The sequence below is a fragment of the Streptomyces sp. NPDC002309 genome, from assembly GCF_053593375.1.
In genome coordinates, this window is record NZ_JBSFCI010000004.1 from 70,625 (window position 1) to 91,749 (window position 21,125).

Genomic DNA, 21,125 nt, shown 5'->3' on the forward strand with positions numbered 1-21,125 from the left:
TTGCTCCTCAGACTTTCTCTTACTGGTTGCCGCAGGTGGTCACGCCGGGCGTGTCCAGCCAGGGCAGGTCGTGTCCCATCCGGTCCCGCTTGGTGCGCAGGTACCGGATGTTGTGCTCGCCCGCCTTCACGGGCATCGGTTCGCGCTCGGTGACGTCGATGCCGTGCCGGACGAGCGCGTCCGTCTTCTCGGGATTGTTGGTCATCAGTCGCACGCTGCGCACCCCGAGATCCGCCAGGATCTGCGCGCCGGCCGCGTAGTCGCGGGCGTCGGCGGGCAGGCCCAGCTCCAGGTTGGCGTCGAGGGTGTCCCGGCCGCGCTCCTGGAGCTCGTAGGCCCGGAGCTTGGACAGCAGGCCGATGCCGCGGCCCTCGTGTCCGCGCAGGTAGACGACCACACCCCGGCCCTCGGCCTGGATGCGCTGAAGCGATGCCTCCAACTGGGGGCCGCAGTCGCAGCGCAGGGAGTGGAAGACGTCTCCCGTGAGGCATTCGGAGTGGACGCGGACCAGGACGTCCTCGCCGTCGCCGAGGTCGCCGTGGACGAGGGCGACGTGCTCGACGCCGTCGGCCACGGAGCGGTAACCGTACGCCGTGAAGGTGCCGTGGACGGTGGGGAGCCGGGTCTCGGCCTCGCGGCGGACGGTGGGCTCGGCGCTGCGGCGGTAGGCGATCAGGTCCTCGATGGAGATGATCGTCAGGCCGTGCTTGCGGGCGAACGGGATCAGCTCGGGCAGGCGCAGCATCTCGCCGTCCTCGCCGGCGATCTCGACGATGGCGCCGGCCGGGCGCAGGCCCGCGAGGCGGGCGAGGTCGACCGCCGCCTCGGTGTGGCCGTTGCGGGTGAGGACGCCGCCGGACCGGGCGCGCAACGGGAAGATGTGGCCGGGGCGGACGAGGTCGGTGGGCTCGGCGGTGCCGCTCGCGAGCAGCCGCAGCGTGGCCGCCCGGTCGGAGGCGGAGATGCCGGTGGTCACACCGTAGGCGGCGGAGGCGTCCACGGAGACGGTGAAGGCGGTCTTCATCGACTCGGTGTTGTCCTCGACCATCTGCGGGAGCCGCAGCCGGTCCAGTTCCTCGGCCTCCATGGGGGCGCAGATCAGGCCGCGGCACTCGCTCATCATGAAGGCGACGATCTCGGGGGTCGCCATCTCGGCGGCGATGACGAGGTCGCCCTCGTTCTCGCGGTTCTCGTCGTCGACGACCACGACCGGGCGGCCGGCCGCGATGTCCGCGACGGCCTGCTCCACGGGGTCGAGGGTGAGGTCGGTGAGGTCCTCGGCGTATTCGGTGCCGTGCAGGACGGGGGCCGTGGTCATGCCGGTGCTCCTTCCAGGACGGGCCGCGTGTCCCTGCGGGAGCGCAGCCACCAGTCGCGCATGCCCCACAGGACGAGTGCGCCGTAGATGACGTAGACGAAGCCGGAGAAGGCGAAGCCGTTGGCGAAGTTCAGCGGCACGCCGACCAGGTCGACGAGCAGCCAGGCGAACCAGAACTCGACCATGCCGCGCGCCTGGGCGTACATGGCGACGACGGTGCCGACGAAGATGTAGGCGTCCGGCCAGGGGTCCCAGGACAGGGAGGGATACGCCGTGAACAGCCCGCCGACCGCGAGGGTGCCGAGCGCCGCCGCGCCGAGCAGTACGCCGCGCTCGCGCCAGGTGGCGAACCGGACGGCGATCGAGCCGTCCTGCGCCTGCTGCCGGCCGCGGTTCCACTGCCGGAAGCCGTAGCCGGCGACGAGCATGACCACGATCTGCTTGCCGGCGCTGCCCGAGAGGTGGGCGGTGGCGAAGGCGGCGAAGAGGATCAGCCCGGAGAGGAACTGGGCGGGCCAGGTCCAGATCGAGCGGCGCCAGCCGAGCGCCAGGGCGATCAGGCCGATCACGTTGCCGATCATGTCGGACCACTTGATGTGCTGGCCGAAGAGTCCGAACGCCTCGGAGTTGAGCCAGTTCACCGGCCGGTCCCCTGACCGGTCAGCAGCCGCTCCACGTACTTGGCGATGATGTCGACCTCGAGGTTGACCGGGTCGCCGGGCCCCTTGAGGCCGAGCGTGGTCAGGGCGAGGGTGGTGGGGATCAGGCTGACGGTGAAGTAGTCCTGGCCGGCCTCGACGACGGTGAGGCTGATGCCGTCGACGGTGATGGAGCCCTTCTCGACGACATAACGCGCGAGGTCCGCCGGGAGCGAGATCTTGACGATCTCCCAGTGCTCCGAGGGGGTGCGCTCCAGCACGGCGCCGGTGCCGTCGACATGGCCCTGCACGATGTGGCCGCCCAGGCGGGCACCGACGGCGGTGGGCCGTTCGAGGTTGACGCGGGAGCCGACGGCGAGAGCGCCCAGGCTGGAACGCTTGAGGGTCTCGGCCATGACGTCGGCGGTGAACTCGTCGCCCTCGTGCTCGACGACGGTGAGGCACACGCCGTTGACGGCGATGGAGTCGCCGTGCTGTGCCCCTTCGGTGACGACGGGGCCACGGAGCCGGAAGCGAGAGGCGTCGCCGAGGTTCTCGACGGCGGTGATCTCGCCCAGCTCTTCGACGATTCCGGTGAACACTTCCCGGGTCCTCCTGCCATTTCGGGCACGGACTCCGGGGCTGTCGAGACGACAGAATCACGAGCGAGGACACCGGGACGACGCCGGACGGATGCGCCCCACGAGGACGATCACGGTCGGCGGCGCGCACGAATGCCCGCTCGCCGCGCACTGCCTCCCATCCGGACTTTAACCGTCGGTCCAGGAATTTCACCTGGTCAACCGGCCGCTGGAGGCGACCGGGTCGCGGACTGTAACCGCCGGTTCGGACTTTCACCGACCCCGGAGTGCGCTGCTACTGGTACAGGGCCAGTGTGCCACGACCGATCGGCGTCCATGCGGGAGGGTGATGTGGGGTGGCTCACAGAGCGCGTCACTGGACTTCTCAGGCGAGCCGGGACGTGCTCCAACTCCCGCACGTGGACGTCCGCTTGGGAATTGGTACAGACCTATTGACGCACTGGTCTAGTCCTCTCTAGGGTCGGCGCAACTCCGTGGAGAGGAACCGATCGTGCTGTCCCCCTCACGTCACCGATCCAGACCTGCTCTCCTCGCCGCCGCCGGCCTGGACCTCGTGAGTCCCCCGGTCACCGTCCCGCACGCCGCCGGCCAGGAGTCCTGCCGCCCCGACCGCCCCGTCGGACGACCCTGCCCGGTCCGCGAGCCGGCCGGCCAGGAGGGCGACGGCGTCACGCGGTACGGACTGCCGACCGGAACGACGCTGATCGGGACGTGCGCCCGGAAGTGCGACGCCACGCCGGTCGCGCCCCGGCTGTGGAACGCCGAGAGGAAGGTCTTCCCGCCCACGGAGGACGAGCGGTCGGTGCGTGCCGAGGCGGACCACGTGGTCGACCGGGGCATCGGCGGCACGATGATCCGGGAGCCGGCCGGCGACCACGGCTGGAACGCGGCCGAGGGGCGGTACGAACCGGGGTCCACGCTGACGACCGCGAGGTACGGGAAGTCCAAGTCGGCCTCCCCGTACGGCGCGAAGCGCTCCTCGATCGATCCGCCGGCCGAGGCGCTCGCCGTCGACGTGGAGTTCGGGCAGTTCCCGCTCAGCGACTCCGCCTACCCGGTCAGCCCCCGGCCGAGGATCACGAACCGGCCGAACACGACGCTCCCCGGCGGTACGGAGTTCCGGTCCGGCCACGGCACTTCGGCTCCCGGCAACGCCAAGGACCAGTCGGGGTGGGGCACTTCGACGATCCGCGGCGACCGCACCGGGGCCGACGCCGGCGGTCCGAAGGGCGACCGCCACCGGGTGCCGCTGAGGCTTCCGGGCCGGCAGACGCCGGGCACGGGCGCCTGGGCGGAGCCGGCTTTCGTGTACCGCCCGTGTCGACACCGTCGAACTGGACGGTGACGTGCGGCGGAAGGACGTACGCGCTGCCTGGGGGGCATGGCGCGGGGCACCGTCGTGGTGGAGCCGGAGACACCGTCGCCGTCCCCCACGGGCGGCCCGGGGCGCACGGCTCCGGTGCGGACGCCGTGACCGAGTACGGCGGAGGCAGCAAGGTGGCCCGTCCTGGGCACTCGTGGAAGGCCACGTGGTGGACGAGGGGCGAGGAACCCCGCTCCACCGGTCAACGGGGGGGTCCGGCGGGACCTCGGCGACTGCTGACCCCGTTCTGAACGGGCCCGGCGGCGGTGACGACGGCCCTTGCCCGCCGCCGGGTCTCCCCAAGCCCGCACGCGTCCGGATCGCCCCCGCGGAATGCGGACCCCGCGCGGTTGTCCCCCCTCCCCGAGGGCTACTCGGTCCCCGCCGGCGAAGGGCGCTCCCCGAGCGCGACGCGTCCGAAGGGACTGAACACCATGACCACGATCCTGGTGACCGGCGGTACCGGAACCCTCGGCAGGCCCGTCGCCGAGCGGCTGAGCGCGGACGGGCACGACGTGCGGGTGCTCAGCAGGCACGCCCAGCCGTACGCCGTGGACCTGCGCCAGGGCGGCACCGTGCTGGACCGGGCCGTCGAGGGCGTGGACACGGTCGTGCACTGCGCGACCACTCCGGGGGGCGGCGACGAGGAGGCGACCGCGCGTCTGGTCGCGGCGGCACGACGGGCCGGCGTGGGCCATCTGGTCCACATCTCGATCGTCGGGGCCGACCGGGTGCCGCTCGGCCGCTACCGGGCGAAGCTCGTGGTGGAGCGGTTGATCGAGGAGTCGGGTCTGGGCTGGACCCTGCTGCGCACCACGCAGTTCCACGATTTCCTCGTCCGGGTGTTCGACACCTTGGCCAGGCCGCCGGTGCTGCTGCTGCCGGCCGGGCTCAAGGACCAGCCGATCGAGGTGGCCGAGGTCGCGGCGCGGCTGGCGGAGCTGGCCGCGGGTGGGCCCGCGGGGCGGGTCGAGGACATGGGCGGGCCGGAGGTGCGCACCTTCGAGTCGCTGGCCCGCACCTACCTCAGAGCCACGGGAAACCGGCGCAGGATCGTGAACGTGCCGCTCTGGGGCCGGACCTACGGCGCCTTCCGCGGCGGCGGGCATCTGGCGCCCGAACGGGCGGTGGGCAAGGGCACGTTCGAGGACTACGTCGCGGTGCGCATCGAGGGCTGCCGGCGGACGTGACGCCTACCGCCCGGGTGGTGCGAACAACTCGTCCTGGGCCCGGTCACGCGCGGTCAGCAGTGCTCCGCGCAGTACGGCGCCGCCGCCCAGGACACTGGCGCGCACCTCGGTGACCAGCGGCGACATCCGCCGCACCCGCTCCTCGACCAGCCCGGCGAGCGCCGCACCGCCGGCCTGTCCGACCTCCCCGCCCAGCACCACGCAACCGGGGTCCAGCACCGCGACCACGGAGGCCGCCCCGAGGGCGAGCCGCTCGGCCAGGGCCTCCAGGAAAGGGGCGCCGGCGGCGGACGCCTCGCCGTCAGCCCCGGCCGCCCCGACGGCGCGGCGCACCACCTCCGCCGCTCCCGGCCCTCCCGCGCCCGCCGGCACCCGCACGCCGTGCTCGTCCGCCAGCTCCAGGATCGCCCCGGCCGCCGCCAGCGAGTGGAAGCCGCCCGCGCAGTCCGTCGCCGTCGGCACCCCGCCCGTTCCCGGCACCGGCAGGAACCCGATCTCGCCGGTGCCTCCGGACGCCCCGCGGCGCAGCGAGCCGTCCAGCACCACCGCGGCCCCCGTGCCCTGCCCCAGCCACAGCAGCACAAAGGTGTCCCGGTCCCGGGCGGCGCCCTCCCGCTGTTCCGCCAGCGCCGCGAGGTTGGTCTCGTTCTCGACGATGACCCGGGTGTCGGGAAGACGCTCCTGGAGGGCCGCGACGAGGCGTCGGTGCCAGGCGGGCAGACCGGAGGAGTCGCGGAGTTCTCCGGAGGCCGGGTCGATCAGTCCGGGCGCGCCGATGCCGACGATGTGCAGCCTCCCCCACGGTCGAACGCCCTCGCCACGGTGCGCCCCCGTCGCCCCGGCCTCCTTCACCGCCCGCTCCACCAGGGCGACCGCCCGCTCCACCGCGGGCCCGGTACCCGTGTCGTCGCCGATCGGCGCGGACGCCCTCGCGAGCTCCCGGCCGAGCAGATCGGACACGGTCACGGAGACGCCCTCGGTGCGCACGTCGAGGGCGGCCAGGTGCGCGCGGTCGGCGACGATGCCGTACAGCTTGGCGTTGGGCCCGCGCCGCAGTTCACCGGCCTCGCCGGCCACCTCGATCAGGCCGGCGGCGGAGAGACGCTCCACGAGGTCGGCGACGGTCGGGCGGGACAGACCGGTCAACTGCTTCAACTGCCCTGCCGTCAGCGGCCCCTCCTGCTGCAGCAGCCTGAGGGCGAGCCGGTCGTTGATGGCTCGGGCGGTGCTCGGGGATGCGGGCATGCCGGGATCCTTCCAGACGGTCCTGTCGCGCCTCGCCGTCTTTCTATCAGGCAGGGTCCCTGATAATTTACGCCCGGGCGCGATCGGCGTCAGGACGCGACAAGGGGCGGGAACATGAGTGACGTGGTCTACCAGCACCGAGAGGTCGTACGCGCCCGGTACGCCGTGGCCGCCGTGTTCGCCGTCCACGGCGCGGTGACCGGCTCGTTCGCCACCCGGGTCCCCTGGATCCAGGACCACGCGGGGGTGAGCCCCGGCCAGCTCGGCCTCGCGCTCGCCTTCCCCGCCCTCGGCGCGTCCCTCGCGATGCCGCTCGCGGGCCGGATCAGCCACCGCTTCGGTGCCCGTACCGCCCTGCGGGGACTGCTCTCGCTGTGGACGCTCTCCCTGCTCCTGCCGGCCATGGCGCCCAACCTGCCCGCGCTGTGCCTGGCCCTGTTCGTCTTCGGCGCCACCGCCGGTATGGCGGACGTCGCGATGAACGCGCTCGGCGTCGAGGTGGAGAACCGCCTGGGCCGCTCCATCATGTCCGGCCTGCACGGCATGTGGAGCGTGGGCGCCCTGATCGGCTCGGCCGGCGGCACGCTCGCCGCGCACCTGGACACCGACGCCCGGGTGCACCACGCGGTGGCGGCGGTCTGTCTCACCCTGCTCGGCCTGGTCGCCTGCGCCTGGGTGCTGGACCTCCGGCCCGCCGAGGACGAGGAGCCCCCGCCCCGCTTCGCGCTGCCGCCGAGGTCGGCGCTGCTGATCGGCGCGGTCGGCTTCTGCGCGGTGTTCGCGGAAGGCGCGAGCCTCGACTGGTCGGCGGTCTACCTGGAGGACGAGCTCGGCACCTCCGCCGGACTCGCGGCGGCCTGCACTACCGGCTTCACCCTCACCATGGCGATCGCCCGGCTCGCGGGCGACAAGGTGGTGGACCGCTACGGCTCGGTCCGCACGGTCCGCGTCGGCGGTGTCCTCGCCTTCGTCGGCGGCCTGCTGATCGTGTTCGCGGACCACCCGGCGCCGGCCATGTCCGGCTTCGCGCTCATGGGTCTGGGCATCGCGGTGGTCGTCCCGCTGTGCTTCGCGGCGGCGGGCCGCAGCGGCGCGAACCCGAGCCTGGCCATCGCGGGCGTCGCCACCATCACGTACACCTCCGGACTGGTGGCCCCGAGCGCGATCGGCACGCTGGCGCAGGCGACGAGCCTGGTGGTGTCGTTCACGCTCGTGACCTTCCTGTCGGGCGGGCTCGCCGTGCTCGCCGGGGTGCTGCGCTCCGGCGACCAGGACCGCCAGAAGGTCCTGAGCGGCGGTCCGCCGGTACGGAGCAGCGGCGACCAGACCTGACAATGGTCCGGCACTGCCCGTACGACGAAAGCGACACCTGACATGGATCTCGGCGTCCGCTGGAAACTGCACGGTGACGGACGCACCCCGGCGCCGGGAGCCGTGGTCCGGCCCGACGAGCGGCTGTCCTGGCCGCGCACGGTCGGACTCGGCGCCCAGCACGTGGTCGCGATGTTCGGGGCGTCCTTCGTGGCTCCGGTCCTGATGGGTTTGGACCCGAACCTGGCGATCATGATGTCCGGCGTCGCCACCGTCATCTTCCTGCTGGCCACCCGGGGCCGGGTGCCGAGCTACCTCGGCTGCTCCCTGTCGTTCGTCGGCGTCGCGGCGGTGATCCGGGCCCAGGGCGGCACGAGCGCCACCGTGACCGGCGCGGTCCTCGTCGTCGGCGCCGCGCTCTTCCTCGTGGGACTGGCCGTGCAGCGATTCGGCGCCAGGATCATCCACGCGACGATGCCGCCCATCGTGACCGGCGCGGTGGTGATGCTGATCGGCTTCAACCTCGCCCCGGTCACGGCGACCACGTACTGGCCGCAGGACCAGTGGACGGCCCTGCTGGTGATGGCCTTCACCGCTCTGGCCGTCGTCTGTCTGCGTGGATTCTGGTCCCGGATCGCGATCTTCCTCGGGCTGCTCTTCGGCTACGGCATCTCCTGGGCATTCGACCGGATCTTCGGCCGCATCCACTCGGTCGACGCGAGCGGCAAGGTGACCGACCACTGGCGTCTGGACCTCTCCGGTGTCGCCGACGCCGACTGGATCGGCCTGCCCGCCTTCCACGGGCCGTCGTTCGAGTGGTCGGCGATCCTCGTCGCGCTGCCCGTCGTGATCGCGCTGGTCGCGGAGAACGCCGGGCACGTCAAGGCGGTCGGCGAGATGACCGGCGACCCGCTCGACGACAAGCTCGGCACGGCGATCGCCGCCGACGGTGTCGGCTCGATGCTGTCCACCGCGGTCGGCGGCCCGCCCAACACGACGTACTCCGAGAACATCGGCGTGATGGCCGCGACCCGCGTCTACTCCACCGCCGCCTACTGGGCCGCCGCCGGCTTCGCCCTGCTGTTCGGACTCTGCCCGAAGTTCGGCGCGGTGGTGGCCGCGATCCCCGGCGGGGTCCTCGGCGGCATCACCGTCATCCTGTACGGCATGATCGGCCTGCTCGGCGCCCAGATCTGGCTCAGCGCCAAGGTGGACCTGCGCAACCCGCTCAACCTGGTTCCGGCCGCCGCGGGCATCATCATCGGCGTCGGCAACGTCTCGATGGAGTTCAGCGACACGTTCTCGCTGAGCGGCATCGCCCTCGGCACGCTCGTCGTGATCATCGGCTACCACGCCCTGCGCGCGTTCGCCCCGGCCCACCTCAAGACACAGGGACCGCTCCTGGACGAGGGCACGTCACGCTACGACGACTCCAAGTCGTAGGCGTACGACGGCGCGAGGGGGTGCCGGCACCCCCTCGCGCCCTCCACCCGGGACCTCCCCGCGTGCCGCCCCGGGCACGGTCGCCGCGTTCGCCCGTTCCGGGGAACCACCGGGCTCGCCGCCACACGGGCGGGTCCGGGACTGGGACCCTGCCCCCATGACGCAGTTGGAAGAGCTCACCACTCCCGTGGACGCGGTCGTCTCCCGGATGCGCGCGCTGGCCGCGGACCTGCCCGCGCGGGACGGGGTCGCGGTCTTCAACCGCGTCTACCTGGCCGTCACCGAGTCCGTCGCGCACCGCATCCAGACCGGGGGCTTCCCCGACGCCCGGGCCGCGGTCACGCTGGACGCGCGGTTCGCGGAGCGCTACCTCGCGGCCGTCGACGCGGCCTCCTCGGACGGGCGACCGCCGGCGTGCTGGCGGCCCCTGTTCCAGTTCCGCCGCCATCCGGGCGTACGGCCGCTGCAGTTCGCGCTCGCCGGCATCAACGCGCACATCGGGCATGACCTGGCGCTCGCCGTCGTGGACACCTGCCGTGTGCTGGACTGCGACCCGGCCGAGCTGGAGGACGAGTTCGACCGCGTGGGCGACCTCCTCGTGGCGCTGGAGGAGCGCATCCGGGAGGATCTGATGCCGGGTCCCGACCTGCTCCAGATCGCCGACCCGCTCACCCATCTGCTCGGCGCCTGGAGCCTGGAGCGCGCCCGCGACGCCACCTGGTCGGCCGCCCGGGCACTGTGGGCGCTGCGCCGGCTTCCCGAGCTGGCCGCCGAGTTCACCGACCGGCTGGACGCGGCGGTGGGCTTCGCGGGCCGCATGCTGCTCACCCCGCTGCCCGGATGACGAGTCGGCGGCACTCGAACCCCCGGCCCGCACCAGGCGGAACTCCCTTGATTCCACAGGGCGTTGACGGTCGGGTACTTCTACCGCGAAGGAGCACGACGTATGGCGATCCGGCTCGGCCTCGGCCTTCCCCAGATGCGGCAGTACGACCTCGGCAAGGACGTGCCCGACGTGGCGCGCGAGGCCGAGCGCATCGGCTACGAGAGCCTGTGGGTGTTCGAGCGCGCCCTGTTCCCCGAGCCCGCCACGCAGGGTCTGTACGGCATCGAGGGCCTGCCCTGGCCCGACGCCTACCGGCATGTCGCCGACCCCCTGGTGACGCTCACACTGGCCGCCGCCGCGACGACACGGGCCGAGGTGGGCACAAGTGTGCTGGTGGCTCCGCTGCACGTGCCGTTCCAGCTGGCCAAGGCGCTGGCGAGCCTGGACGCGGCGGCCGGCGGCCGGGTGGTCGCCGGGTTCGGCACCGGCTGGTCCCTGGACGAGTACGCGGCGGCGTCGGTCCGGCCGTTCGAGGAGCGCGGCAAGGTCCTGGACGAGCTGATCGCCGTGTGCCGGGCGGTGTGGGGTCCGGACCCCGTCGCGTACGACGGGCGGGTCACGAAGATCGCGCCGGCGCTCGTCGGCCCGAAGCCCGCCCGGCCGATCCCCGTGCTGCTGGCCGCGAGCAGCCCCAAGGCGCTGCGCAGGGTCGTCGACCACGCCGACGGCTGGGTGCCGGTGGCCCTGTCGCCCGACGCCCTGGCCGCGCAGTGGGGACGGTTGCGGGAGCTGGCGCGGGAGCGCGGCCGCACCGAGCCGATCCGGACGGTGGTGCGCGTGAACGCCGCGTACTCGGCCAAGGCGTACGAGGGGACGGACCGGCAGCCCTTCCAGGGCAGCGTCGAGCAGATCGTGGAGGACCTGGTGCCGTACGCCGGGATCGGCGTGACGGAACTCGTCCTGGACCTCCAGACCACCGCGCGGGACGGCGCGGAGCTCAAGGACCTGGCCGCGCAGGTCCATGAGCGGGCCCGCGCGGCCGGGATCTGACCTCAGTCCTCCGGAAGCTCCACCGGCGCGATCTCGTCGTAGAGGTCGCCGGGGCCCGGGTTGGCCGCGTCGGTCTCCCCGCCGAACTGGTGCATGACGCCCCAGACCGCGTTCAGCGCGGTCTGGACGGCGCCCTCGGCCCAGCCGGCCGTCCAGGAGATGTCGTCTCCGGCGAGGAAGATGCCCCGCTTGTCCTCGGGCAGCCGGTCCTGCATGAAGTGCGTGAACAGGCGCCGCTGGTAGCGGTAGTGGCCGGGCAGGTTGGCCTTGAACGCGCCCATGAAGTAGGGCTCGTTCTCCCAGGAGACGGTCACCGGGTTGCCGATGACGTGCTTCCTGATGTCGACCTTCGGGTAGATCTCGCCGAGCGACTTCAGCATGACCTCCATCCGCTCGTTCGCGGACAGCGGCAGCCACTTCAGGCTGTCGTCGCACCAGGTGTACGACAGGCACATCACGGCCGGCTTGTCGGGGCCGTCGTCCAGCAGGTAGGTGCCGCGGGTCATCCGGTCGGTGAGCGTCATCGACATGACGTCACGGCCGGTCTCCTCGTCCTTGTCGAGCCAGAAGGGGCGGTCCACCGGGACGAAGAGCTTGGACGACTCCATGTAGTGGGTGCGCTCGACGGCGGTCCAGTGGTCGATCGGGAAGAGCGAGTCGTCGCACTGGATCTTGGAGAGCAGCATCCAGGACTGGGCGGTGAAGATCGCCGCCCGGAAGGTGCGGATGTCGCCGTTCGCGTCGGTCACCGTGATGTGGTTGCCGGCGGTGCGGTGCAGCCGGGTCACGGCCGGCCGGGGCTCACCGCCCTCGTGCAGCGAGGCCAGCGACGTGCCGTACGGCCAGTGCACGATCTTCCCGGGCTCGCGCTCCCACAGCCGCAGCGGCAGTTGCTGCGAGCCGCCGACGATCCCGTGGTGGTGGTCGTCGGCCTCGGTGTAGACGACCCGCAGGATCTCCAGGATGGAGTTGGGGAAGTCGGTGTCCCAGCCGCCGGTGCCGAAGCCGACCTGGCCGAAGATCTCGCGGTGCCGGAAGGACTTGAAGGCGTCGGAGTCGCACAGGAAGCCGTAGAAGGTCTGGTTGTCGAGCTTCTCGACGAGCTGGGCCCAGATCTCGCGGATGCGCGGGACGTCGCGCTCACGCATCGCCCGGTTCATGTCGGAGAAGTCGGCGCCCTCCTCCAGGCACCGGTTCCACGCCGCGGCCACGTCGCGGTAGACCTGCGGCAGGTCGTCGACGGTCTCGGCGTAGTGCGACTCGCCCTTGAGGTCGACGACGGTCGACGGGGTTCCCTCGGCCAGGGGGTTGGGGAAGGGGCGGGTCTCGAGGCCGACGAGGTCGATGTAGTGCTGGAGGGCGGTGGAGGACGGCGGGAAGCGCATCGCGCCCATCTCGGCGGTCAGCGCGGGATCGCAGCCGTCGAAGCCGACCGTGCGCAGCCGGCCGCCGATCCGGTCGGCCTCGTACACCACGGGCCTCAGGCCCATCTTCATCAGCTCGTACGCGGCCACGATGCCGGACAGGCCACCGCCGATGACCGCGACCTCGGCGCCGTGCTCGGTCGCCGGCACCTGGCCGAGGCCCGCCGGGTGGGCGAGGAAGTCGTCGTACGCGTAGGGGAAGTCCGGGCCGAACATGGTGATCGGCGGCTGCTGCTCGTCGGCGTGCTCGACGGCGTTGGGCACCGTGGACGTCATGGGGCTACGGACTCCTTGCGCGAAACGGAGGATCAGAAGTTCGGGGTGGGGCTCAGACCAGGGACCCGTAGAGACCGGGGCGGCGGTCCTTCAGATACGGGTTGGCCTCACGGGAGGCGGCGAGGAAGGCGGGGTCCACGTCGGCGAGGACGAGTTCCTCGCCGCGTCCGGCGCGGGTGCGGGCGAGTCCGTCCGGACCGGCGAGGGTCGACAGCCCCACGAACTCGAACTCGCCTTCCAGGCCCACGCGGTTGGCGTACGCCACGTACATCTGGCTCTCGAAGGCCCGCACCGGCACGAGCGACTCGGCGACGAACTGGAACGGGTGCATCTGCGCCGTCGGCACCAGCAGCAGGTCGGTGCCGGCGAGGGCGTGCGCGCGGACGTTCTCCGGGAACTCCACGTCGTAGCAGATCATGAGCCCGACCGTGAGCCCGTCCAGTTCGGCCTGGACGACCTGCTGCCCGCCCGGCGTGAAGTGGTCGCGCTCGAAGCAGCCGAAGAGGTGGGTCTTGCGGTAGTTGGCGAGCCGGGTGCCGTCGGCGGAGATCAGCTGGGCCGCGTTGAAGACCGTGTCCCCCGCGCGCTCCGGGTAGCCGTACGCGATGGCGAGGCCGTGCCGCGAGGCGATCTCGGCGACGGTGTCGGTGGCGTCGCCGTCGGCGGGCTCGGCGAGACGGGCGACGTCGTCGCCGATCGCGTAGCCGGTCAGGAACATCTCCGGCGCGACCAGCAGGCCGGCGCCGGAGGCGGCGGCACGGCCCGCGGCCTCGTCGAGGACCTTCAGGTTCTCGACGGTGGAGCCGGGTCGGCCGGAGCTCTGGAGCAGGGCGGTGCGCATGCGTGTTCCTCACCGGGACGAATGGGTGTGGGGGCCACGTAGACGGTACGGGCGAGTGGCGCGGCCCGACAAGCAGGAGCCGTTGCGCGCGGACGGCCGGATCGTTGCGTCCGACACCCACCCTCCGGTGATTCGTTGCGCACGCCCGTCGCGCGTCCTCTCCGCCGCCGGCCGGGGTCCCACCTGCGGCTTCGAGGTGCCCGACGGCCCCGTTCTACGACCGTGCGCGCCCGCGCCGAGCCCCCGCCACGAGAACCGCCGTCACCAGATAGGGCACCGCGAACACGGCGAACGCCGTGCCGTTCCCGGCCGCCGAGCCGATCACCGCGTAGCCGCCGAACACCGCGACCGTGGCCAGTTCCGTACCCAGCCCGGCGATCGAGGTGACGGTGGCCCGCGCGCCGTCGTCGATCCGCCGCTGGAGCCTGGCGTCGGCCAGCACGTTCGCCAACTGGAAGCCGCCGAAGGCGACGGCCACCAGCAGGAGACCGGCCGGCGACCCCGACAGCGCCCCCACGGCGAGGGCCAGCGCGCACCCCGCCAGCACGCCCGCGAACCCGGCCGGGCCGAGGCGCTCTGCCGGACCGGCGAGCAGGCTGCCGGCGGTGGCTCCCGCCCAGATCAGCAGCAGGAGGAGGGGGCCGGCCCAGTCCGGTGCACCCGTGTCGCGGACGAGGAGGGGCGTGTACTCGTCGAGCGCGCCCCACACCGAGCCGACGGCCGCGACCAGCAGCAGGGCGGCGGTGACCGAACGCCCGGGGCGCCCGGCGGCGCGCAGGGCGGCGAGCCGGCCCTCGTCCTCGGACGCCGCCGCCCGGTGCTCCGGGAAACGGGTCGCCACGGCCGCCGTGAGCAGACAGGTCAGCACGCTGACCGCGCCGACGAGCCGATGTCCGCCTGCCGCGAGCACCGGCCCGGCCAGCCCCATCGCCGCCATCACGGCCACCAGGCCGGCCGCACGCGCCCGGCCCGTCACACGGGCGTAGCCGTCCGCCGCGCCGAGCCGGTCCAGCTCCTCGTACACCAGCGCCTCCAGCGCCCCGGAGCCGAGCGCCCCGCCGGCGCCCCACAGGACGAACCCGAGCGCGAACGCCCAGTACGACGGGATGAGCACCCACAGCGCGAAGCAGGCGGCAGTCAGCAGCGGCGCGAGCACCAGCAGCAGCCGGCGCGAGACCGCGTCGGCCCAGACACCGGAGGGGACCTCCAGGAGCACGCCGGTGACCGACCACAGGGCGAAGAGGGAGGAGATCTGTCCGAGGGACAGCCCGGCGTCGCCGAAGAGCAGGGCGTAGACCGGGTACAGGAGGACGAAGTCGTCCAGGAAGGCGTAGTCGTACAGCGTCCGGGTCAGTCGCCGGACGCCGGGCTCAGGGGCGGGTGAAGGTCAATGTCGCCAGGTCATGCAAGCGATGGTAGACCGCGCGCCGGGATCAGGTGGGCGAACCCGAGGAGAAGCGCCGCAGCAGCGGCGACAGGACGAGCACGGACTTGGTCCGCTCCACGAACGGCTCGCCCGCGATCCGTTCCAGGACCCGCTCGAAGTGCCGCATGTCGGAGGCGAAGACCTGGGCGATCGCGTCCGCGTCCCCGGTGACGGTCGACGCGGCCACGACCTCCTGGTAGCGCTCGAGACCCCGCTGGATGATCTCCGGCGAGGTGTTGCGCCGGCAGTAGATCTCGACGAACCCCTCGGTCTCCCAGCCGAGTGCCGACGGGTCCACCCGGACGGTGAATCCGGTGATGGCACCCGTCGCGCGCAGCCGGTCCACGCGGCGTTTCACGGCCGGCGCGGACAGTCCGACGAGCTGCCCGATGTCCGCGTAGGAGCGGCGGGCGTCCTCGGCGAGGGCGTGCACGATGCGTTCGTCGAGATCGTTCAGCACTGCGGGTGGTTCACTTCGCTTCGGGTGCGGCAGGACGGGAACGGCGTGAGCCGTACAGGAAGTAGAACACGGGACCCGCAGCCGTCCCGCACCCGAGGACCACCCGGGTCACGGTGTCGAGGCTCCTTCGTCGCTGCCGGTCGGGCCGACGGGGACGAGCGGCGTCCCTCGGCCTCAGGGGACCCGCCGAGCGGGGGGGGAGGGGGCGGCGAACGGCGGCAAGGGACGGCAAGGGGCCACCTCCGCGGCACCGGTCCGCCCGGCGCGCGCCGAGCCGGATGCCCGGTCATGCCGAACGGCCCCCGGTGTTCCCGGCGGGCGGGGCAACGGGGGCCGTGCGGGTCAGAGGCCGGGTCAGCTCCAGCTGGCGTGCAGCGGCTTGCCCTCGGCATAGCCGGCGGCGCTCTGTATGCCCACGACGGCCTTCTCGGCGAACTCCTCCAGGGAGGCCGCGCCGGCGTAGGTGCAGGAGGAGCGGACGCCCGCGATGATCGAGTCGATCAGGTCCTCCACGCCGGGGCGGGCCGGGTCGAGGAACATCCGGGAGGTGGAGATGCCCTCCTCGAACAGGCTCTTGCGGGCCCGGTCGTAGGCCGACTCCTCGGAGGTGCGGTTGGCCACCGCGCGCGCGGACGCCATGCCGAACGACTCCTTGTAGAAACGGCCCCCCGCGTCCTGCTGGAGGTCGCCCGGCGACTCGTACGTCCCCGCGAACCACGAGCCGACCATCACGTTGGAGGCGCCGGCGGCCAGGGCCATCGCCACGTCGCGGGGGTGCCGGACGCCGCCGTCCGCCCACACGTGCTTGCCGTACTTCTTCGCCTCGGCGGCGCACTCCAGCACGGCCGAGAACTGCGGGCGGCCCACACCGGTCATCATCCGCGTGGTGCACATGGCGCCCGGGCCCACCCCGACCTTGACGATGTCGGCACCCGCCTCGATCAGGTCGCGCACGCCCTGCGCGGAGACGATGTTGCCGGCCACGATCGGCACCTGCGGGTCGAGGGCGCGCACCAGCTTGACGGCGCTGATCATCGACTCCTGGTGTCCGTGCGCGGTGTCGACGACGAGCGTGTCCACGCCCGCGTCGAGCAGCTGCTTGGCCTTGCCCGCGACGTCGCCGTTGATGCCGACGGCGGCGGCGACGCGCAGCTTGCCGTTCGCGTCGACGGCCGGGGTGTAGAGCGTGGCCCGCAGCGCGCCCGTGCGGGTCAGGATGCCGGCGAGCTTGCCGTCCGCGTCGACGGCGGGGGCGTAGCGGCGGTTGTGGTGGTCGAGGGTGTTGAACGCCTCACGCGGGTCCATGTCCGCGTCGAGCAGCAGCAGGTCGTCCTTGGACATGACCACTTCGAGCTGGGTGAAGCGGTCGACACCGGCCAGGTCGCGGTCGGTGACGACACCGATCGGGCGGTTCTCCTCGTCCACGACCACACCGGCGTTGTGGGCCCGCTTGGGCAGCAGGGAGAGCGCGTCGGCGACGGTCTGGTGCGGGGCGAGCACGATGGGGGTGTCGAGGACCAGGTGGCGGCTCTTCACCCAGGAGACGACCTCGGCGACGACGTCGATCGGGATGTCCTGCGGGATGACCACGAGCCCGCCGCGCCGGGCCATCGTCTCGGCCATGCGGCGGCCGGCTATGGCCGTCATGTTGGCGACGACGAGCGGAATGGTGGTGCCCGTGCCGTCCGGGGAGCTGAGGTCCACGCCCTGACGGGAGCCGACCGCGCTGCGGCTCGGCACCATGAACACGTCGTCGTACGTCAGGTCGTACGAGGGCTGGAGGTCGTTGAGGAAACGCACGTGCTGCACATCCCAGTCGATCGGAGGCGGCCCCCGGACAGGTCAGCCAGGGGAGAGGAGCACGTACCTCATTGTCCCATGTCGACCGGAACGTCATGCCCGGTGGCTTCGTCCAGGCAGGCCGGGTGATCTCAGGAGGATCCTCCAAGGGCGAGTGCCACGGTCAGCCCCGGCGCCGCGTCCACGGCCTGCGCGAACACATCCTGGGCCGTCTCCCACTCCGCGGGCCGCACGCGCGCGTACGCCCGCCAGTTGCGGACCACGACCAGCAGACCCCGCTCGGCGGCGTCCCCGGGCCAGACGCCCCGGTCGGCGAGGCTGTCGGCGAGCGCGTCCCAGTTGCGGCCGAACCAGTCGGGCAGCTGAAGCGCCAGGGCGCAGCGGTCCATCAGGCCCGCCTTGTCCGTGACCCCGTCGAGGTCGAGGGTCACCACGCGATCCGTCATCCCCGCACCCATCGTCGTCGCGGACGGGACGGCCACGGCGGCAGGCGCCACGGCTGTCCCCGTCCGACCATCCGTCAGGGGCCGTCCGGGTCGGCCCTGTTCAGCGCCGGCAGCGGCGTCGGGCCGGCCGTCATCAGGTAGTCCGCCGCGGACGTGTCGGTGACCAGGCTGGTGACGAGCCCCGACCGCAGGACCGCGTCGATGGCTGCCGCCTTGCGCTGCCCGCCCGCTATCGCGACGACCTCGGGGATACGGCGCAGCTGGTCGGCCTTGACCGTGATGCACCGCTCCCCCAGGTCCCGTCCGACCCGCCGGCCGTCGGCGTCGAAGAGGTGCGCGGACATCTCGGCGGCGACGCCGAGGGACGCGTAGTGGGAGCGCTCCTCGTCGCTGAGCATGTCGTGCACCGTCGAGATGCCGGGCTCCCAGGAGCCGATGGAGACACAGGCGACCGTGACCTTGTCGAAGTACTCGAAGGCCCGGGCGATCCCGGTCTGGTGACGCAGCGCCGCCGCGGTGGCGGCGTCCGGCAGCAGCATCGGCGCGTAGATCGGGTGGGCGTCGCCGCCGGAGACCTGCGCGGCCCGGCGGACCGCCTCGACCGAGCCGCGCTCGGCGGTCCCGGCGTCGTAGACGCCCGTCAGCTGCACGACCGTGCAGGGCGGCAGCTTGTCGAGGGCGGCGGCCATGTGAATGGTCGACCGGCCCCAGGCCAGCCCGAGCACATCGCCCTCGTCGACCAGCTCGCCGAGCAGGTCGGCGGCCACCTCGCCCAGGTTCTCCGGGTCGGGGGTCTCCTCGGCCTCGGCCGGGGACTCGACCACGACGGCGTGTCTGAGGCCGTACCGGGCGCGCAGGGCGTCCGAGCGCTCGGCGTCCAGTTCGGCCGGGACACGGATCTCGATGCGTACGAGATCCCGTTCGAGGGCGGTCTCGAGGACCCGGGCCACCTTGAAGCGGCTGACGCCGAACTCCTCCGCGATCTGAATCTTGGACTTTCCCTCGAGGTAGAAGCGGCGGGCCATGGCCGCCGCCTGCACCAGCTCTGCGGGTCCCATCCGCATGGCTGACCGGCCCGCCGACATACCCGACACGGCGATCTCCTCACTGCTGTTCACACTCTGGATTCGCCGTTCATCCTTGCAGATACGGCGCGGTTGATCAGCCCTGCTGGGCACCCGACGGGCGCCGTTCACGTAACGGTGGCTCAGTGGTCGCACGCCCATGCCGCGTGCTTCGTCGCGGCCTCCGCCTTGGTGCGCAGGGCCTGCACCGCGGCGGCCGGGTCGTCGGCCCCGTAGACGGCGGAACCGGCCACGAACACGTCGGCGCCCGCTTCCGCACAGCGTTCGATGGTCGCGTCCGAGACCCCGCCGTCGACCTGGAGCCACAGCTGGAGACCGTGCTTCCCGATCAGTTCACGGGTGCGGCGGATCTTCGGCAGCATGATGTCGAGGAACGCCTGCCCGCCGAAGCCCGGCTCGACGGTCATGATCAGCAGCATGTCGAGCTCGGGCAGCAGGTCCTCGTACGGCTCGATGGGCGTCGCCGGCTTCAGCGCCATGGACGCCCGGGCGCCCTTGGCCCGGATCTCCCTGGCCAGCCGGACCGGCGCGGCGGCCGCCTCGACGTGGAAGGTGACCGACGAGGCGCCCGCCTCCACGTACTGCGGGGCCCATCGGTCGGGGGCCTCGATCATCAGATGGCAGTCCAGCGGGGTGTCCGTCGCACGGGCCAGTGACTCCACGACCGGCACGCCGAGCGTGAGGTTCGGGACGAAGTGGTTGTCCATGACGTCCACGTGGAGCCAGTCGGCCCCCTCGACCGCCCGCGCCTCGTCGGCGAGACGGGCGAAGTCGGCGGACAGGATGCTGGGGTTGATCTGCGCGGCCATGACCTAAGCGTGCCACGTCCTTGCACGGATGTTCGCGTCGGTCGGTATTTCGGACGGCCTTCGCACGCTCCGGACGCCTTCGCGTGATCCGACCCGGGCGTCAGCCCGTGCGCCGGACGACGGCCAGGTACATCGCGTCCGTCCCGTGCCGGTGCGGCCACAGCTGCACGTCCGGCCCGTCGCCCAGATCCGGCACGCCCGGCAGCAGCGGACGGACGTCGACCAGCTCGGTCTCCGGGAACTGCTTGAGCACGTCCGCGACCACGGCCCGCGTCTCCGCGAGGTGCGGCGAGCAGGTGGCGTACCCGACGACACCGCCGACCCGTACGGACTCCAGCGCCGTGCGCAGCAGCCCGCGCTGCAGCGGGGCGAAGCCGTCGAGGTCCTCCGGGCGGCGCCGCCACCGGGCCTCGGGCCGCCGGCGCAGGGCGCCGAGGCCGGTGCACGGCACGTCCATCAGCACCCGGTCGAACGAGCCCGGCAGCCACGGCGGCCGGGTCCCGTCGGCGGTGACGACCTGGTACGGGCCGGGGTTGCCCTGCAGCGCCCTGGCCACAAGACCCGCGCGATGCGGCTGCTTCTCGGCTGCGAGGAGCGTGGCCCCCCGCTCGGCGGCGAGGGCGGCGAGCAGCGCCGCCTTGCCGCCCGGGCCCGCACACCCGTCGAGCCACTTCTCGTCCCGCCCGTCGAGCGGGACGTTCGCGAGCGCCAGCGCGACCAGCTGGCTCCCCTCGTCCTGCACACCCGCCCGGCCGTCCCGCACGGCCTCGATCGAGCCGGGCTCGCCGCCCTCGGTGAGCCGCACGGCGTACGGCGACCAGTGCCCGGGAACGGCGGCGTCCTCGCGCAGCAACTCGTCGGTGGTGGCCCGTCCCGGCCGCGCGACCAGCGTCACCTCGGGCCGCTCGTTGTCCGCCGCCAGCAGCTCCTCGATGCCGGCCCGGCCGCCGCCGAGCGAGTCCCACAGCGCCGAGACGACCCAGCGGGGGTGCGAGTGCACGACGGCGAGATGGTCCTCGGGATCCTCGTCGTAGGGCGGCGCGACCCGCTCCAGCCACCCGTCGAGGTCGTGCTGCGCGACCTTGCGCAGCACGGCGTTCACGAACTTGGCCCGCCCGTCGCCGAGCACGACCCGGGCCAGCTCCACGGTCGCGGAGACCGCCGCGTGCGTGGGGATCCGCGTCCCGAGCAACTGGTGCGCACCGAGGCTCAGCACGTCCAGGACCGGCGGATCGACCTCCCGCAGCGGCCGGTCGACGCATTCCGCGATCACCGCGTCGTAGGTCCCCTGCCGACGGAGCGTCCCGTACACCAGCTCGGTCGCCAGCGCGGCGTCGCGCCCGTCGAAGTCCCCGCCCTCCCGGGCCTTCCGCAGCAGCGGCGGCAGCACCAGGTTGGCGTACGCGTCCCTCTCGTCGACGGCCCGCAGCGCCTCGAAGGCGAGGATGCGGACGGGGTCCTTCTTGGGCCGGCGGTAGGGCTTGCCGTGCGTGCGGGGCCGACGGGGGGTGTCGCTCACGTAAAGGTGCTCCGGATCTCTGTCTTGCGGTGTGCTCCCAGCGTACGTCGCAC

Annotated in this window: 18 protein-coding genes, 1 pseudogene and 1 riboswitch; of the genes and pseudogenes, 6 read left to right on the plus strand and 13 right to left on the minus strand. The window is 72.6% G+C overall.

The features are described 5' to 3' along the window. Nucleotides 1-19: 19 nt before the first annotated feature. Genes ACWCPM_RS04840 through ACWCPM_RS04850 form a run of 3 tightly spaced genes read right to left on the minus strand, consistent with a single transcriptional unit; the run spans nt 20 to nt 2,558 of the window. Nucleotides 20-1,318 carry a bifunctional 3,4-dihydroxy-2-butanone-4-phosphate synthase/GTP cyclohydrolase II gene (locus ACWCPM_RS04840; RefSeq protein WP_450974706.1) on the minus strand — a complete coding sequence of 433 codons (1,299 nt, stop codon included), beginning with the start codon at nt 1,316-1,318 and terminating at the stop codon, nt 20-22. Next, nucleotides 1,315-1,959 carry a nicotinamide mononucleotide transporter family protein gene (locus ACWCPM_RS04845; RefSeq protein WP_450974707.1) on the minus strand — a complete coding sequence of 215 codons (645 nt, stop codon included), beginning with the start codon at nt 1,957-1,959 and terminating at the stop codon, nt 1,315-1,317. The genes ACWCPM_RS04840 and ACWCPM_RS04845 overlap by 4 nt, the downstream gene beginning before the upstream one ends. Continuing rightward, on the minus strand, nt 1,956-2,558 hold the full coding sequence (locus ACWCPM_RS04850; RefSeq protein ID WP_450974708.1) for a riboflavin synthase: 603 nt from the start codon (nt 2,556-2,558) through the stop codon (nt 1,956-1,958). The genes ACWCPM_RS04845 and ACWCPM_RS04850 overlap by 4 nt, the downstream gene beginning before the upstream one ends. Nucleotides 2,559-2,701: 143 nt before the next feature. Further along, nucleotides 2,702-2,832: riboswitch (FMN riboswitch) on the minus strand. 375 nt (nt 2,833-3,207) lie between these two features. Here ACWCPM_RS04850 and ACWCPM_RS04855 point away from each other — a divergent pair. Both ACWCPM_RS04855 and ACWCPM_RS04860 read left to right on the plus strand, forming a co-directional pair. Next, nucleotides 3,208-4,161, plus strand: a pseudogene (locus tag ACWCPM_RS04855) (chitinase C-terminal domain-containing protein); the annotation flags it as partial. A gap of 194 nt (nt 4,162-4,355) precedes the next feature. Beyond that, a complete protein-coding gene (locus tag ACWCPM_RS04860; RefSeq protein WP_450974709.1) occupies nt 4,356-5,111 on the plus strand; it encodes an SDR family oxidoreductase in 756 nt (251 codons plus the stop codon). A gap of 3 nt (nt 5,112-5,114) precedes the next feature. On the opposite strand, the gene ACWCPM_RS04865 is transcribed toward ACWCPM_RS04860, so the two are convergent. Further along, on the minus strand, nt 5,115-6,356 hold the full coding sequence (locus ACWCPM_RS04865; RefSeq protein ID WP_450974710.1) for an ROK family transcriptional regulator: 1,242 nt from the start codon (nt 6,354-6,356) through the stop codon (nt 5,115-5,117). A 114-nt stretch (nt 6,357-6,470) separates the two neighbouring features. Between ACWCPM_RS04865 and ACWCPM_RS04870 the strand changes: the two genes are divergently transcribed. The 4 genes from ACWCPM_RS04870 to ACWCPM_RS04885 all read left to right on the plus strand — a co-directional run bounded on the left by ACWCPM_RS04870 (nt 6,471) and on the right by ACWCPM_RS04885 (nt 10,986). Beyond that, nucleotides 6,471-7,688, plus strand: a complete 1,218-nt coding sequence (locus ACWCPM_RS04870) for an MFS transporter (protein WP_450974711.1) — start codon at nt 6,471-6,473, stop codon at nt 7,686-7,688. Between the two features lie 42 nt (nt 7,689-7,730). Beyond that, the gene (locus ACWCPM_RS04875; RefSeq protein WP_450974712.1) at nt 7,731-9,110 is read left to right on the plus strand and encodes a uracil-xanthine permease family protein; all 1,380 of its coding nucleotides are present in this window, start codon (nt 7,731-7,733) and stop codon (nt 9,108-9,110) included. Nucleotides 9,111-9,267: 157 nt separating this feature from the next. Further along, on the plus strand, nt 9,268-9,954 hold the full coding sequence (locus tag ACWCPM_RS04880) for a DUF5995 family protein (RefSeq protein WP_450974713.1): 687 nt from the start codon (nt 9,268-9,270) through the stop codon (nt 9,952-9,954). 102 nt (nt 9,955-10,056) lie between these two features. After that, nucleotides 10,057-10,986 (plus strand): TIGR03619 family F420-dependent LLM class oxidoreductase, encoded by a 930-nt coding sequence (locus ACWCPM_RS04885; protein WP_450974714.1) that lies wholly within the window; start codon nt 10,057-10,059, stop codon nt 10,984-10,986. Between the two features lie 2 nt (nt 10,987-10,988). Here ACWCPM_RS04885 and ACWCPM_RS04890 read toward each other — a convergent pair whose 3' ends face one another. The 9 genes from ACWCPM_RS04890 to ACWCPM_RS04930 form a co-directional block, all read right to left on the minus strand. After that, nucleotides 10,989-12,686 carry a flavin monoamine oxidase family protein gene (locus ACWCPM_RS04890; RefSeq protein ID WP_450974715.1) on the minus strand — a complete coding sequence of 566 codons (1,698 nt, stop codon included), beginning with the start codon at nt 12,684-12,686 and terminating at the stop codon, nt 10,989-10,991. 52 nt (nt 12,687-12,738) lie between these two features. Continuing rightward, nucleotides 12,739-13,527: a carbon-nitrogen hydrolase family protein gene (locus tag ACWCPM_RS04895; protein ID WP_450974716.1), complete on the minus strand. Its 789-nt coding sequence runs from the start codon at nt 13,525-13,527 to the stop codon at nt 12,739-12,741. A 214-nt stretch (nt 13,528-13,741) separates the two neighbouring features. Then, nucleotides 13,742-14,881, minus strand: coding sequence for an MFS transporter (locus ACWCPM_RS04900; RefSeq protein WP_450974917.1), 1,140 nt, complete (start codon nt 14,879-14,881; stop codon nt 13,742-13,744). Nucleotides 14,882-14,960: 79 nt separating this feature from the next. Beyond that, complete coding sequence (locus ACWCPM_RS04905; protein ID WP_385385848.1) at nt 14,961-15,413, minus strand: Lrp/AsnC family transcriptional regulator; 453 nt, start codon at nt 15,411-15,413, stop codon at nt 14,961-14,963. 354 nt (nt 15,414-15,767) lie between these two features. Further along, entirely contained in the window at nt 15,768-17,213 is a 1,446-nt protein-coding gene (locus ACWCPM_RS04910) for a GuaB1 family IMP dehydrogenase-related protein (RefSeq protein ID WP_450974918.1), read from the minus strand. 131 nt (nt 17,214-17,344) lie between these two features. Continuing rightward, nucleotides 17,345-17,659: a barstar family protein gene (locus ACWCPM_RS04915; RefSeq protein WP_450974717.1), complete on the minus strand. Its 315-nt coding sequence runs from the start codon at nt 17,657-17,659 to the stop codon at nt 17,345-17,347. Between the two features lie 74 nt (nt 17,660-17,733). After that, nucleotides 17,734-18,777 carry a sugar-binding transcriptional regulator gene (locus tag ACWCPM_RS04920; protein WP_450974718.1) on the minus strand — a complete coding sequence of 348 codons (1,044 nt, stop codon included), beginning with the start codon at nt 18,775-18,777 and terminating at the stop codon, nt 17,734-17,736. A gap of 89 nt (nt 18,778-18,866) precedes the next feature. After that, a complete protein-coding gene (gene rpe, locus ACWCPM_RS04925; RefSeq protein WP_450974719.1) occupies nt 18,867-19,553 on the minus strand; it encodes a ribulose-phosphate 3-epimerase in 687 nt (228 codons plus the stop codon). A 100-nt stretch (nt 19,554-19,653) separates the two neighbouring features. Next, complete coding sequence (locus ACWCPM_RS04930; protein ID WP_450974720.1) at nt 19,654-21,072, minus strand: RsmB/NOP family class I SAM-dependent RNA methyltransferase; 1,419 nt, start codon at nt 21,070-21,072, stop codon at nt 19,654-19,656. Nucleotides 21,073-21,125: the final 53 nt, after the last annotated feature.

Coding starts and splice junctions, on each gene's coding strand:
- ACWCPM_RS04840 (WP_450974706.1), bottom strand. CDS start 1,318: ATGACCACGGCCCCCGTCCTGCACGGCACCGAATACGCCGAGGACCTC.
- ACWCPM_RS04860 (WP_450974709.1), top strand. CDS start 4,356: ATGACCACGATCCTGGTGACCGGCGGTACCGGAACCCTCGGCAGGCCC.
- ACWCPM_RS04865 (WP_450974710.1), bottom strand. CDS start 6,356: ATGCCCGCATCCCCGAGCACCGCCCGAGCCATCAACGACCGGCTCGCC.
- ACWCPM_RS04870 (WP_450974711.1), top strand. CDS start 6,471: ATGAGTGACGTGGTCTACCAGCACCGAGAGGTCGTACGCGCCCGGTAC.
- ACWCPM_RS04875 (WP_450974712.1), top strand. CDS start 7,731: ATGGATCTCGGCGTCCGCTGGAAACTGCACGGTGACGGACGCACCCCG.
- ACWCPM_RS04880 (WP_450974713.1), top strand. CDS start 9,268: ATGACGCAGTTGGAAGAGCTCACCACTCCCGTGGACGCGGTCGTCTCC.
- ACWCPM_RS04885 (WP_450974714.1), top strand. CDS start 10,057: ATGGCGATCCGGCTCGGCCTCGGCCTTCCCCAGATGCGGCAGTACGAC.
- ACWCPM_RS04890 (WP_450974715.1), bottom strand. CDS start 12,686: ATGACGTCCACGGTGCCCAACGCCGTCGAGCACGCCGACGAGCAGCAG.
- ACWCPM_RS04895 (WP_450974716.1), bottom strand. CDS start 13,527: ATGCGCACCGCCCTGCTCCAGAGCTCCGGCCGACCCGGCTCCACCGTC.
- ACWCPM_RS04915 (WP_450974717.1), bottom strand. CDS start 17,659: ATGACGGATCGCGTGGTGACCCTCGACCTCGACGGGGTCACGGACAAG.
- rpe (WP_450974719.1), bottom strand. CDS start 19,553: ATGGCCGCGCAGATCAACCCCAGCATCCTGTCCGCCGACTTCGCCCGT.